Below are 13,588 nucleotides of genomic sequence, written 5' to 3'. Positions count from 1 at the left end.
CCTCGCGCTCGCGACGACAGGGCTAGGCGCCGCGAGCGCTCCGGTGTTCTGTTCACCCCTCGCTGAGGGGGAACCAGCCATGAGAACCATCGTCGCGGCCGTCGCCGCCGTCCTGATCGCCACGCCTGCCGCCGCTCAGGACATCGCCGGGCCGGTCGCCGCCGCGGTCGATCAGTTCGGCCAAGCATCTCCGAATCCATCGCCGGCGGGCCGGGCGTCTTCGTCACCGCCCAAGGCCGCGCCGCCCTGCCGAGCAGCAACGGCCTGCCGCTGACCCTGACCATCAAGGGCGAAGGCGCGACCGCGTCGGAGGCTGTCGCCGACCGCAACGCCCAGCTGGAGCGCGTCCGCTCCGCCGCCAATAATTTCGAGGTCGCCGTCGAAGTGGGGGTGACCACCTACGGCATCTCCAGTGAAGACGACATCGCCACAATCGACTGGGCTGCGATGGCGGCCGCGGACGCCGCGGAGGCTGCCGCCATCGCCGATGGAAGCGCCGCGCCCCCAGCCGCCGAACCGGATGCGCCCGCAACCCGCACCGTAACCGCCTCGGTTCAGGTCAAGCTCGACCGTCCGAACGAGACCCGCATGCCCGCCTTTATCGACGCATTGGTCGACGCGGGGGTCACGGATCTTGATGACAGCCTGAATGGCGTGAATCTGGGCCAGATGCAGCCTTTCCTGGCGCTGCTGGGCCTCGACACAGCCCGCGACCCCGGCGAGGACATCTGGAACGCCGCGACCGCTGATGCGATCAGCCGCGCCCGCGCGCAGGCCGAAGCCATCGCCGCCGCATCGGGCCGTCCGCTGGGACCGGTCCGCTATGTGTCGGTGCTGATGCGGTCGCACGATGGCGAGAACGCCCTCGTCAGCGTCGCCGTCCGTTTCGGGCTGGAGTAGTTGACCTCGCCTCTTCGTAAAACGCTGCGGACCAGCGCATGGCTCTGACCATCAGTCGCGAGACGAAAGAATCGCTGAAAATACATGCGATCCTGAGCGTCACTCTTGTGGTTGTGATGCTCGCATACGCCCCGATCTTCAGTCGGTTCGGCGCGTCGATCAGCAATTCGGTTCACGCCGGGCTGACGATGATCGGCTTCGCCGGCAACGGCGGTCCTGCCCAGCCCCCGACCTACACCGTAGCCAGATGGCTGATCCCGTCAGGCATCTGGCTTGTGGTCTATATAATCGTAGCGCGCCGGCTTCTGGGAAAACCGGAGTAGGTCGCCCTCCCTGGACGAACCGGCAAAACCTCAGCCCTTCATCGAGTCCGCGAAGCGCTGGAACAGATAGAGGCTGTCCGTCGGTCCCGGGGACGCCTCCGGGTGGTGCTGGACGCTGAACACCGGCCTGCCCTTCAGGGCGATGCCGCAGTTGGTGCCGTCGAACAGGCTGACGTGGGTTTCCTCAACCGCGTCCGGCAGACTGTCGCGATCCACGGTGAAGCCGTGGTTCATCGACACGATCTCGACCTTGCCGGTCATCAGGTCCTTCACCGGATGGTTCGCGCCGTGGTGGCCCTGATCCATCTTCACGGTCTTCGCGCCCAGTGCGAGCGCCAGCATCTGGTGGCCCAGGCAGATGCCGAAGACAGGCTTGCCGCTTTCGACCAGCTTCCTGATCTCCGGCACCGCGTATTCACCGGTCGCGGCGGGGTCGCCCGGACCGTTCGACAGGATGACGCCATCCGGATTGCGGGCCAGAACTTCTTCCGCCGTCGTCGTGGCCGGCACCACGGTGATCTTCGCGCCGGTTGAGGCCAGAGCACGCAGGATGTTGCGCTTCACGCCATAGTCGATGACCACCACCGACTTGTCGGCGGCGTCGACGCGCGGGTGACCTTCCGGCCACTCCCACAGGCCCTCGTCCCATTCGAACGCCTGCAAGGTGGAGGCGGGCTTGGCCAGATCCAGACCGACCAGACCGGTCCAGGCCTTCGCCTCGGCGACCAGAGCCTCAAGATCGAAATTGCCGTTCGGATCGTGGGCGATGACCGCGTGCGGGGCGCCGGTGTCGCGAATGCGGGCGGTCAGGGCGCGGGTGTCGATCCCCGCCAGACCCACGACGCCACGACGCTGCATCCAGTTGTCGAAGTCGCTTTCGGCGCGATAGTTGGCCGGGTCGGTCGGCACGTCGCGGAAGATCGCGCCCCTGGCCGCCGTGTCCGAACCGCCACCGATCTGTTCGATGTCCTCGACGTTCACCCCGACATTGCCGACGTGCGGGAAGGTGAAGGCCAGGATCTGGCTCATGTAGGACGGGTCGGTCAGGATTTCCTGATACCCGGTCATGGCGGTGTTGAAGACCACCTCCCCCAGCGCCGTGCCGGTGGCGCCGCAGCCGACACCCTGGAAGATCGTGCCGTCCGCCAGCGCCAGAACGCCTGTGACGCCGGGAAGAAGGGTCTGGGTCATGGCGCGCTCCGTAGGGCCGTAATCCGGCGAACAAACGGCGCGGTGGTTAGGCCCCCTGACCCTCACGGTCAACGCGCGATGCCGACTTTCTCAGGAATAGGAACCAGGCGAGGGTCATCAGCGCGACGAAACCCGCCGTCGGAAGGAGGTATCCCGGCGCCGCGGCGGCCACAGCGGCGGCGGCGAACACCAGGGTCGCCGCGACCGGGTCCTTCAGGATCGGCCAGAAGAAGCCAAGATAGCCGGTCGCCGCCACCGCCACGGCTACATTGCCGACCAGACACGCCATCCAGAAGGCCAGCGAGACCTGAAAGCCTGCGAACCGGCCCAGACCCCTCTCGGCGAAGCCCGACAGACCGTCCGCCTTGGGCGCCACCCGCCCCAGCGCGCCAAACACCAGCGCCAGCGTACAGGCGCCCACCGCCGCGACCAGCCAGCCGATCAGGCTTGAGCTGCCGGTGGAGGCCAGACTGACAGGCAACAGATACAGCCCCGAACCGATCATGTTCCCGGCCACGACCAGCGCGGCCAGACCCCAACCCAGCTTGTGACGATCCGCCAGCGGGTCTTCGGGCAAGGGGATGGAGTGCTCGGCGTGGCTCATGCCCGCAGAGGTGCCTCTCCGCGGGGCTTTTCGTCAACCGGCGCCCTCTCAGACGGTGATCGCGTCCATTCCGGCGAAGACGGCGTGGGTGGCCCCCGCCTCGTGCGCCGCCAGACCCCGGTCCGGTCTCAGGTTCAGCAGCATCACCTGCCCGCAGACCTCGCGGCAGACGCCGATCAGCGCCGCCGCCTGGGCCCAGTCACGCGCGTTCTCATGCTCCACCCCGGCGAAATCGATGGACAGGCAACCCGCCGTGACCCCCGCCAGCCGCCGGACCGCGCCGGCGTCGGGCGACAGATGCAGGATCGCGGCCTGCCGGGTCGTTTCAAAATGTCCGATCGCCGCCTGTACGGCTTCCGGCGGCGCCTGCTCCAGCCCACCCATCACCTCGACCAGCAAGGCGCCCGGCCGCTCGTGCTGCATCTCCGAACAGAGCAGGGCGAACCGGCCCCGACTCGTTGCGACCGTGCGCCAGAAGACCGGAAGGACGCCGCTTTCGTGCACCCCAAGTTTCAACATATCCAGCCCCTGATGCAGGGTCTGAAGGTCGATCCGCCTCAGGTCCGCCGGCTCCAGCGTCCTCCGACGCAGCCCGGTCAGCGCCCGCTCACCGCCCCGGTGCCTGACAGTGCGCCTGATGCGGCGACTGACCGGCGCGCAGCGCGCCAGATCGAACACAGGCTGCGCGGCCAGTGTGACGGTCAGTTCCTGCCGCGCGCGGGTGACCAAGGTGAAGGTCAGGCTTTCATAGGGCGTCGCATAGGCCCGGCGTTCAAGCGGCGGCGTCGCCCCGGGTCGCCCCTCCGGCGGACCACGCGCCCCGTCTCCCCGGGTCGCTTCATCGGGCGGATCGTTCCGCCCCGTCGGGTTTCCGATCATGACCGGCTCCCACGTGAATGCCCCCCGGCCTTCCCGCATCCCGAGAATGCGCGCCCTTCACCAAGATATCCCTGACAAACATGGTCAGCATCGTGTTGATCATTAACGCCCTCACCTTCCGAACACTCGACGCGCCTCGGGATTCGGTTCAGGGAGCCCGGCATGACCATCACCACTATCGGCCTGGATGCCGACGACACCCTTTGGCACAACGAGACCATCTTCCGGCTGACCCACGCCCGGTTCGTCGACCTTCTGGCCGACCATGGCGACGAAACGCTGATTGAGGCGCGTCTGGCCGACGTCGAGCGACGGAACCTTCAGCTCTACGGCTACGGCGTGAAGGGCTTCACCCTGTCCATGATCGAAACGGCCATGGAACTGACGGGCGGGAACGCGCCGCCGGAAGTCGTGCGCGAAATCCTGGCCGCTGGTCGCGAGATGCTGGCCCATCCCGTCGAGACCCTGCCCGGCGTCGACGACGCCCTGGCCGCCCTGTCAGAGAAGTACCGGCTGGTTCTGATCACCAAGGGCGACCTTATGGATCAGGAGCGCAAGGTCGCCGCCTCCGGTCTGGGCGAACTCTTCTCCGCCGTCGAGATCGTCTCCGAAAAGACCGTGGACACCTACGCCCATCTGTTCGCCCGTCACGGCACCGGCGCGGCTGAAGCGGTCATGGCGGGCAACTCCATGAAGTCCGACGTCCTGCCCGCCCTGGGGGCCGGGGCTTTCGCGGTGCACATCCCCTACGCCATCACCTGGGCGCACGAATTGGCCGACGCCCCGGAGGGCCACCCCCGCTATGGCGCACTGGAAGCCATCAACCAGCTTCCGGGCTGGATCGAGCAAAAGGAAGCGCTGCTCAAATAACGGCGTTTTGTTCCGGCAAATATCAAAGAAATCGCAATGTGGTGCAGAATGGCGTCACAGGCGTCACAAATAACAGTGAAAAGTGTCGAAAGTGTCCGAAACCGTCTTGACCTGACATATCTGAGGTGAGTTTGTGGCGTCGCTCTGGCTTGGGGGAGGCAGCGCAAAAGGCGTACCCCTTTTCGGATTTGGACTCACGAATGACTGTTATGCGTAGCCACTTGCTGGCCAGCACCGTGCTGGCTGGTGTCATCGCCGTTGCGGCTCCGGCCTGGGCCCAGACCCCGGCCCCTCAGCAAGCACCGACCGCAGCCGACACCCAGGACGCCACTGAACTGGGCGAAGTCGTCATCACGGGCTCGCGCATCCGCCGCAGCGCCGAGAACGCCGCCACCCCTCTGATCCAGGTCCAGCGCGAAGACCTGCTGTCGACCGGCCAGACCACGGTCATCGACTATCTGGCCACCATCCCGGCCCTGTCGAACTCGGTCGTTCCGTCGGACACCACCGGCTCGGGCCTGGGTGACGGCGGCCTGTCGCTGCCGAACCTGCGCTCGCTGGGCTCGAACCGCACCCTGACGCTGGTCGACGGTCGTCGCCACGTCGGCTCCAGCGGCGGTCAACTGTCGGTCGACGTCGACACCATCCCGCGCCTCCTGATCGAGAACATCGAGATCGTCACCGGCGGCGCCTCGTCGGTCTATGGCGCCGACGCCGTCTCGGGCGTGCTGAACTTCGTTCTGCGCAAGAATTTCGAAGGTCTGGAGATCGACGCCAACTACGGCATGATCAACCAGAACGGTGAAGCCAACAAACGCATCTCCGCCCTGGGCGGTGTGAACCTGCTGGACGGCCGACTGAACCTGTACCTGCACGGCGAATACGAGCAGGTCGATGAAGTAACCTCGCTGGACATCGACTGGCTGCGCGACGCTCCCGTTCGTATCGGCATCGACGCCGACCCGACGACGGCCCGCAGCGACGGCATTCTGGACAGCCGCGTTTACACCGGCGTGCGCCGCATCGACCTGCCGCGTTGGGGCCAGACCACCCTGGCCAACGTCTCGCAGCCCAGCGCCCTGAACAATCCGAACGTCCCCTACGTGGACTGCTTCTCGGGCACCGGTTCAGCCGCGGGCTTCTCGTACAGCGCCAACTGCTTCGGCGTTCAGCCGGGCAAGACCTACTGGTACGACGGCACGACCGCCCGTCTGGCCGACTTCGGCGAGCGTGTCGGTGAAACCGGCATCAACCGTCCGTACAACATCGGCGGTGACGGCGAGAACCCGGCCGAATTCAGCACCGGCTCGCGCGTTCCGCGTTCGGAATCGGCTCGCTTCCAGGCCGGCGCGAACTTCGCCCTGACCAGCAGCATCGAGCTGTACGCCGAAGCCAAGTACGTCACCGAAGACACCTTCGACCTGTCGCAGCCGACCTTCTACGACATCGACCTGGTGAACTCGTACGGCGCCGGTTCGGTCAACCCGATCTATAACGTCGCCAACTTCGACCTGCGCTGGAGCGACAACGCCTTCCTGCCGCAGAACGTCAAGGATGCGATCGCCGGCAACCTGGTGACGCCGTACTCGCAACCGACGGAAACCGCCGCCGGCACGGCCTTGGCTCCGATCCTTCTGCAGAACGCGCGTCACAGCATGTTCGGCCCGGACCGCACCCAGGACAACACCCGTGAACTGCAGCGCTATGTCTTCGGCCTGCGCGGCTCGCCGGCAGACATCGGCTTCATCCGCAACATCAGCTGGGACATCGGCTACACCTACGGCGAGGTCGAGGTTGAAAACCGCGAACGCGGCACCGACTCGCAGCGCGTGGCCCTGGCCGCGGACGCCGTGGTCGACGCCGGCGGCGTGGTCAACGGCCGCCCCGGCGAGATCGTCTGCCGCGCCCAACTGCTGAACGCCCAGGGCGCCCCCGCCGGCGCGCTGGACATGGGCACGGGCGAAGACCTGCGCGACAGCGCCTACGGCCGCCAGTCGATCGCCGACTGCCGTCCGCTGAACGTCTTCGGCAAGGGCAACCAGAGCGAAGAAGCGCTGGCCTACATCGACGCCGTCATCGGCGTGACGGAGCGCAACGAGCAGGAGCAGGTCATCGCTTCGGTCTCGGGCGAGCTGTGGGACTTCTGGGGCGCCGGTCCGATCGGTGTCGCCCTGGGCGCCGAGTACCGTCGTGAAGGCACCGAGGCCACGGGTCGCGACCGCGACACCGCCGGTCGTCAGTTCCTGTTCCTGAACTCGGGTCCGGACTTCGATTTCGTCCAGTACGAGAGCGAGGAAGTCTTCGCCGAAGTCTCGATCCCCGTGTTCCGTGACACCTGGCTGGGCGAGTATGCCGAAATCAGCGGCTCGTACCGCTATGCGGACTACTCGACCGTCGGCGACATCGACGTTCACGGCGTGAACCTTGTGTACCGCCCGATCCGCGACATCACCTTCAAGACCAGCTTCAACAGCTCGGTCCGGGTGCCGGATCTGGCCGAAAACTTCGCGCCCTACAGCCAGACCTTCCTGAACGGCTTCGTTGATCCCTGCGCCACCCTGGTCATCGCGGCCCAGGACAGCGAAACCCGCACGAACCGCATCAACAACTGTACGGCTCTGGCGACGGCGGCGGGTTACACCTTCGACTTCGCCGGCGCGACGGCGACCAACGCGGACGACTTCAACCCGACCTACGTTTCGGGCATTGCCGGCGTCAGCGGCGGGAACCCGTTCCTGGAGCCGGAAGAGTCGGACAGCTTCACCTTCTCGACGGTGCTGCAACCCCGCTTCTTCCCGAACTTCTCGCTGGTTCTGGACTACTACGAAATCCAGATCGACAACGTGATCTCGTCGGTGTCGGCCCAGACCGTGGCGAACAACTGCGTCAGCGGCGCCACGCTGAACACCGCCGCCTGCGCGACCATCTTCCGCAACAACCCGGACATCGACTTCGGTCTGGGCGCTCCGGTCGGCGACGCCATCGGCGGCTTCATCGAGGGCTCGGTCAACTACGCCAAGCTCGAGACGCGCGGTCTGGACTTCACCGGTCGCTACTCGCTCGACCTTGAAGAGCTGACCGGCAACGCCTGGGGCCGTCTGGACTACGCCCTGGCCGGTTCGTGGCTGATCGACCAGAACGAGTACCTGAACGCCGACGACCCGTCGGACCAGACCGCTCTGGCCGGGACCCTCTACTATCCGAAGGTCCGCATGAGCTCGTCGCTGACCTGGACGCCGAACGACGTCTGGAGCGTGAACTGGACCGCTGACTGGCAGTCGAGCCAGGACATCATCCAGATCCGCGACGCGGTGTCGAACAACGACCAACGCGAGTACGATGAGTTCAGGACGGGCGACTTCACCCGCCACGACTTCACCGTCCGCTGGAATGTCCGCAACGACCTGTCGGTCCGCGCGGGTGTCGTGAACGCCTTCGACGCCGAGCAGGCGACCTATCTGGGAACGACGCTCTACTCGAACTTCGACCCCTACGGCCGTCGCTTCTTCATCGGCCTGAACTACCGTCCGTTCTGATCGAACGACGCCAAGAGAATGGAGGGCGGCCCGCAAGGGCCGCCCTTTGTCGTTTCAGGGGGCGAATCCCGCTTGCCCCCGAGGGGCTGCGTCTTTAGACGGGCCGCTTAACCGACAACCCGAACGGAACCGCGCCGGCAGCCGCCCGCGCCGGGTTCTCGCGCGCAAGGAGCCTCCCCGCCCGTGTCCGCCCCTGACGCCAGCCACGAAGAACGCGACGCCGCCGTGCGCGCGGCCCTGGCGGCCCAGGGCGACAACGGCGTGACGCCCCGGCACACCCTCTTCTACTTCTATGGCGAGGGCGACCACGACGACCTGAACGAGGTGGCCCGGCGGGCCGGCTTCGTCACGCGTGGTCAGGACGATATGACCGTTCTGGAAACGACCATCCCCGTGGACGAAGCCTCGTTCGCGCCCGTTTCCTCCATGATGCAATCCTGGGCCGCGGCCTTCCAGCTCGACTACGACGGCTGGGAGTGCGCGGTCGTGACGAACTGAAGATCAAGAAGAAGAGCCTCAGGCCATGCCCAAGCGCACAGACATCAAGTCGATTCTCATCATCGGCGCCGGTCCCATCGTCATCGGACAGGCGTGCGAATTCGACTATTCCGGCGTGCAGGCGTGCAAGGCGCTGAAGGCCGAGGGCTACCGGGTCATCCTGGTGAACTCGAACCCGGCCACGATCATGACCGATCCGGAGGTGGCCGACGCGACCTACATCGAGCCGATCACGCCCGAGATCGTCGAGAAGATCATCGCCAGGGAGAAGCCCGACGCCCTGCTGCCGACCATGGGCGGGCAGACGGCGCTGAACACGGCGCTGGCGCTGGAAGCCTCCGGCGCGCTGAAGCGCCACGGGGTCGAGATGATCGGCGCCAAGGCCGAGGTCATCGACAAGGCCGAGGACCGTCAGAAATTCCGCGACGCCATGGACAAGCTGGGTCTGGAAAGCCCCCGCTCCAAGGCCGCCCACTCGATGGAAGAGGCGCTGGAGGGACTGGAGTTCGTCGGCCTGCCCGCCGTGATCCGTCCGTCGTTCACACTGGCCGGCACCGGCGGCGGCATCGCCTTCAACCGCGAGGAGTTCGAGGAGATCGTCCTGCGCGGCCTCGACCTGTCGCCGACCACCGAGGTGCTGATCGAGGAGTCGGTGCTGGGCTGGAAGGAATACGAGATGGAGGTCGTCCGCGACACGGCGGACAACTGCATCATCATCTGCTCGATCGAGAACGTGGACCCGATGGGCGTCCACACCGGTGACTCGATCACCGTCGCTCCGGCCCTGACGCTGACCGACAAAGAGTACCAGCGCATGCGCACGGGCTCGATCAACGTGCTGCGCGAGATCGGCGTCGAAACCGGCGGCTCGAACGTCCAGTGGGCGATCAACCCGGCGGACGGCCGCATGGTCGTGATCGAGATGAATCCGCGCGTGTCGCGCTCATCCGCGCTGGCGTCCAAGGCCACCGGCTTCCCCATCGCCAAGGTCGCCGCCCGTCTGGCCGTGGGCTACACGCTGGACGAACTGACCAACGACATCACCAAGGTCACGCCCGCCTCGTTCGAGCCGAGCATCGACTACGTCGTCACCAAGATCCCGCGCTTCGCCTTCGAGAAATATCCGGGCTCGGAGCCCCTGCTGGGCACCTCGATGAAGTCGGTGGGCGAGGTCATGGCCATCGGCCGGACCTTCCAGGAATCGATGCAGAAGGCCCTCCGCGGTCTTGAGACCGGCCTGAACGGCTTCAACGAGGTCGAGATCGAGGGCGTGGCCGGCGCCGAGGACGACGCGAGCGCCCGCGCCGCCGTCATCCGCGCCCTGGGCGTGCCGACGCCGGACCGCATCCGCGTCATCGCCCAGGCCTTCCGCCACGGCCTGACCGTGGAAGAGGTGCAGGCCGCCTGTTCGTATGAGCCGTGGTTCCTGCGCCAGATCGCCGACATCGTGCGGACCGAAGGCCATATCGTCGTGCAGGGCCTGCCGACCACCGCCGACGACTTCCGCAAGCTGAAGTCCAAGGGCTTCTCCGACGCCCGTCTGGCCCAGCTGACCGGCTCGACCGAGAAGGCCGTCCGCGCCGCCCGTCGCGCCCTTGAGGTCCGCCCGGTCTTCAAGCGCATCGACACCTGCGCCGCCGAGTTCGCCAGCGCCACCGCCTATATGTACTCGACCTATGAGACCGGCGCGCTGGGTCAGGTCCCGCAGAACGAGGCCGATCCCTCGGACAGGAAGAAGGCGATCATTCTGGGCGGCGGACCCAACCGCATCGGGCAGGGTATCGAGTTCGATTACTGCTGCTGCCACGCGGCGTTCGCCTTCGCGGACATCGGCGTCGAGTCGATCATGGTCAACTGCAACCCCGAGACGGTTTCGACCGACTACGACACCTCGGACCGGCTGTATTTCGAGCCGCTGACGGCCGAGGACGTGCTGGAGCTGATCGACGTCGAGCGCTCGAAGGGCGAGCTGATCGGCGTGGTCGTGCAGTTCGGCGGCCAGACGCCGCTGAAGCTGGCCCATGCGCTGCAGGAGGACGGCGTGCCGATCCTGGGCACCACGGTCGACTCGATCGACCTGGCCGAGGACCGCGAGCGCTTCCAGCAAATGCTGAACGACATCGGCCTGAAGCAGCCGCCGAACGGTCTGGCCCGCAGCGCCGAGGAAGCCGCGCAGAAGGCGGAAGAGGTCGGATACCCCGTGGTCCTGCGTCCCTCCTATGTGCTGGGCGGCCGCGGCATGCAGATCGTCCACGACCGCGAGCAACTGGATCGCTACGTCCACGAGGCCATGCTGGTCTCGGGCGACGACCCCGTGCTGATCGACCACTATCTGAACCGCGCCACCGAGGTGGATGTGGACGCCCTGTGCGATGACGAGACCGTCTTCGTGGCGGGCGTGCTCGAACACATCGAGGAAGCCGGCGTCCACTCGGGCGACAGCGCCTGTTCGATGCCCCCCTACTCGCTCTCCCCGGCCATCGTGACCGAGCTGAAGCGCCAGACCGAGGCCATGGCCCGGGCGCTGAAGGTGCGCGGCCTGATGAATGTGCAGTTCGCGATCGAGGAGCCGCATAGCGAGACCCCGCGCATCTTCGTGCTGGAAGTGAACCCGCGCGCCTCGCGCACCGCGCCCTTCGTCGCCAAGACCATCGGCCAGCCCATCGCCAGCATCGCCGCCAAGGTGATGGCGGGGGTGCCGCTGAAATCCTTCGGCCTGACCGACAAGCCCTATGACCATATCGCGGTGAAGGAGGCGGTCTTCCCGTTCGCCCGCTTCGCCGGGGTGGACATCATCCTGGGACCGGAAATGCGCTCGACCGGCGAGGTCATGGGTCTGGACTGGAAGCGCGAGGGCGAGGCCGATATGGCCCCCGCCTTCGCCCGCGCCTTCGCCAAGTCGCAGCTGGGCGGCGGCACCACCCTGCCGACCAGCGGCTGCGCCTTCATCTCGGTGAAGGATGAGGACAAGCCCTTCATCCTCGACGCCGCGAAGACCCTGCTGGCCGAAGGCTTCAGCCTGATCGCCACCGAAGGCACGCACTCGTACCTCACGGGCGAAGGCCTTGAGGTCGGATTGGTGAAGAAGGTGCTGGAAGGCCGTCCGCACATCGTCGACGCGATGAAGAACGGCGAGGTCCAGCTGGTCTTCAACACCACCTCGGGCAAGCAGTCGCTGCAGGACAGCTTCAGCCTGCGTCGCACCGCGCTGATGATGAAGATCCCCTACTACACCACCGCCGCGGGGGCCGTTGCGGCCGCGCAGGCGATCGGGGCGATCAAGGCGGGCGAACTGGATGTTCGTCCGATCCAGAACTACGCCTGACCCGGCGATGGACGGCCTCACGCGCGTCGATCAGGCGCTGATCGTGCTGGCCGTCCTGCAGGCGGCGGTGTTCTGTCTGTTCTGGTTCGACAAGATTCAGGCGCGCAACGGCGACTGGCGGGTGCGGGAGCGCACCCTGTTGCTGGCCGCCCTGTTCGGCGGGATCGGCGCATGGTTGGCCCAGCACCTGCTGCGCCACAAGACCCGCAAGGAGCCGTTCCGGACGCTGTTGGGCGCGGCGGTGGCTGTGCACCTGATCTTGGTGGCGGCGGGGGTGTGGTGGGGGCTGAAATAGCCCCCTTCCCCCTCGATGGGGGAAGGGCTGGGGATGGGGGTGCGCGCTCGGTATCGAAGAGCGTGACGCGTCGGGAGAGGTCGGCGGAGCCTTACTTTCCATAGCCCGACGAAGCCTGCCCTCACCCCCACCCAACCCTCCCCCATCCGCCAAACGGGAGGGCTTGAGTACGCCCTTAGCGGACGAAGTAGCCGATAGCCTTCAGGTCCGCGCCTTCGCGGGCCAGCACGACGGTTTCGGTGGCGTTCGGGTTGTTGGCGAATACGGTCTGGTACTGGACGATCCAGTACTCGCCCTCGGGCGCGCCCGGCAGACTGTTGCTCCGTTCCGCGCTCTGTTGGGTGCGCGAGACGACGGCGCCGGCCGGATCACGGACCGAGCGGACCGCCGTGGCCCAGTCGGCTTCGCTGACCTGCGCCTTGAACATGGTCCCGGCGGTCCGCCAGCTTTCGGCCAGCGCGCCGTTGTCGAGCAGGGCGAGCCAGGCCCGCGAATCTTCCGCGACCTCCGGCGTCGCCGCCTGAACGCCGGCCGGGACGGGCTGCGAGGCGGTCGGCGCGGGGGCTCCGGTTCCGGTCAGGGTGATGGCGAGGGCGGCGGCGGCGATAGCGAACATGGTCAGACCTCCAAGTCCCAGAGCCCAGAGACGGCCCCGGCGGGTTGTTGAATGCCCTGACTTCTCCACCGCGACCGGGCCCACGGCTTTCCCCAAATTCTTGTCTCCAGAAAATTTGGGGTCGGTCTGCTCGGCCTCGATCAGCCACCGCGCGGCGGCCCGGCTGCTGGACACGCCCAGCTTGCGTCTGGCGGCGCGCAGCCGCTCGTTCACCGTATGGACGGACAGGCCCAGATGCGTGGCGACCGACTTGGCGTCGTGGCCGCTGGCGAGAAGGCGCAGGGTGTCCTTCTCTCGCTCGGTCAGCGCTTCGGTATGGTCAGGCATGGGCTGGTTCGATCCCCTCTCGCGCCAAGGGAGCATTTCTGCCCGACAGGCCACAACCCCTTTCCGGCGCAGAGCGACGCGATGACCGGGGGAGGCTTTGTCAGGCGTCAGTTCCCGGTGATTTCGACCAGTCCAGCGCGCGAGTTCGGCCACGTTTGCCGTGCAGATTTGCGCAAATCTCGCAGCGTCATACGACCAATTCTGACGTACCGGCGGTCTATCGT

12 protein-coding genes are annotated in these 13,588 nt (G+C 66.6%); 7 read left to right on the top strand and 5 right to left on the bottom strand.

The window, feature by feature from the left end; translation table 11 throughout:
* Window positions 1–52: 52 nt before the first annotated feature.
* Window positions 53–184, bottom strand: coding sequence for a hypothetical protein (locus FKQ52_RS16740; RefSeq protein WP_255431441.1), 132 nt, complete (start codon window positions 182–184; stop codon window positions 53–55).
* Window positions 185–186: 2 nt separating this feature from the next.
* On the opposite strand from FKQ52_RS16740, the gene FKQ52_RS03665 reads away from it, so the two are divergent.
* Entirely contained in the window at window positions 187–900 is a 714-nt protein-coding gene (locus FKQ52_RS03665; protein ID WP_141625935.1) for an SIMPL domain-containing protein, read from the top strand.
* A 38-nt stretch (window positions 901–938) separates the two neighbouring features.
* A complete protein-coding gene (locus FKQ52_RS03660; protein WP_141625934.1) occupies window positions 939–1,223 on the top strand; it encodes a hypothetical protein in 285 nt (94 codons plus the stop codon).
* A 30-nt stretch (window positions 1,224–1,253) separates the two neighbouring features.
* On the opposite strand, the gene carA is transcribed toward FKQ52_RS03660, so the two are convergent.
* The 3 genes from carA to FKQ52_RS03645 are packed head-to-tail and all read right to left on the bottom strand — an operon-like array spanning window position 1,254 to window position 3,897.
* On the bottom strand, window positions 1,254–2,414 hold the full coding sequence (gene carA, locus FKQ52_RS03655) for a glutamine-hydrolyzing carbamoyl-phosphate synthase small subunit (RefSeq protein ID WP_141625933.1): 1,161 nt from the start codon (window positions 2,412–2,414) through the stop codon (window positions 1,254–1,256).
* A 46-nt stretch (window positions 2,415–2,460) separates the two neighbouring features.
* Window positions 2,461–3,018 carry an amino acid permease gene (locus FKQ52_RS03650; protein ID WP_141625932.1) on the bottom strand — a complete coding sequence of 186 codons (558 nt, stop codon included), beginning with the start codon at window positions 3,016–3,018 and terminating at the stop codon, window positions 2,461–2,463.
* Between the two features lie 48 nt (window positions 3,019–3,066).
* Complete coding sequence (locus FKQ52_RS03645) at window positions 3,067–3,897, bottom strand: hypothetical protein (protein WP_141625931.1); 831 nt, start codon at window positions 3,895–3,897, stop codon at window positions 3,067–3,069.
* 162 nt (window positions 3,898–4,059) lie between these two features.
* On the opposite strand from FKQ52_RS03645, the gene FKQ52_RS03640 reads away from it, so the two are divergent.
* The 5 genes from FKQ52_RS03640 to FKQ52_RS03620 all read left to right on the top strand — a co-directional run bounded on the left by FKQ52_RS03640 (window position 4,060) and on the right by FKQ52_RS03620 (window position 12,421).
* Entirely contained in the window at window positions 4,060–4,767 is a 708-nt protein-coding gene (locus FKQ52_RS03640; protein ID WP_141625930.1) for an HAD family hydrolase, read from the top strand.
* Between the two features lie 209 nt (window positions 4,768–4,976).
* The gene (locus FKQ52_RS03635; RefSeq protein ID WP_168196785.1) at window positions 4,977–8,303 is read left to right on the top strand and encodes a TonB-dependent receptor domain-containing protein; all 3,327 of its coding nucleotides are present in this window, start codon (window positions 4,977–4,979) and stop codon (window positions 8,301–8,303) included.
* Window positions 8,304–8,486: 183 nt separating this feature from the next.
* Complete coding sequence (locus FKQ52_RS03630) at window positions 8,487–8,801, top strand: hypothetical protein (protein ID WP_141625928.1); 315 nt, start codon at window positions 8,487–8,489, stop codon at window positions 8,799–8,801.
* 25 nt (window positions 8,802–8,826) lie between these two features.
* Entirely contained in the window at window positions 8,827–12,126 is a 3,300-nt protein-coding gene (gene carB, locus FKQ52_RS03625) for a carbamoyl-phosphate synthase large subunit (protein ID WP_141625927.1), read from the top strand.
* A gap of 7 nt (window positions 12,127–12,133) precedes the next feature.
* Entirely contained in the window at window positions 12,134–12,421 is a 288-nt protein-coding gene (locus FKQ52_RS03620; protein WP_141625926.1) for a DUF1294 domain-containing protein, read from the top strand.
* Window positions 12,422–12,596: 175 nt separating this feature from the next.
* On the opposite strand, the gene FKQ52_RS03615 is transcribed toward FKQ52_RS03620, so the two are convergent.
* Window positions 12,597–13,364 carry a DUF4019 domain-containing protein gene (locus tag FKQ52_RS03615; protein WP_141625925.1) on the bottom strand — a complete coding sequence of 256 codons (768 nt, stop codon included), beginning with the start codon at window positions 13,362–13,364 and terminating at the stop codon, window positions 12,597–12,599.
* Window positions 13,365–13,588: the final 224 nt, after the last annotated feature.

Source organism: Brevundimonas sp. M20, from assembly GCF_006547065.1.
Classification (GTDB): domain Bacteria; phylum Pseudomonadota; class Alphaproteobacteria; order Caulobacterales; family Caulobacteraceae; genus Brevundimonas.
The sequence above is the reverse complement of the archived record's forward strand: the minus strand, read 5'-3'. Positions and strand labels throughout refer to the sequence as shown.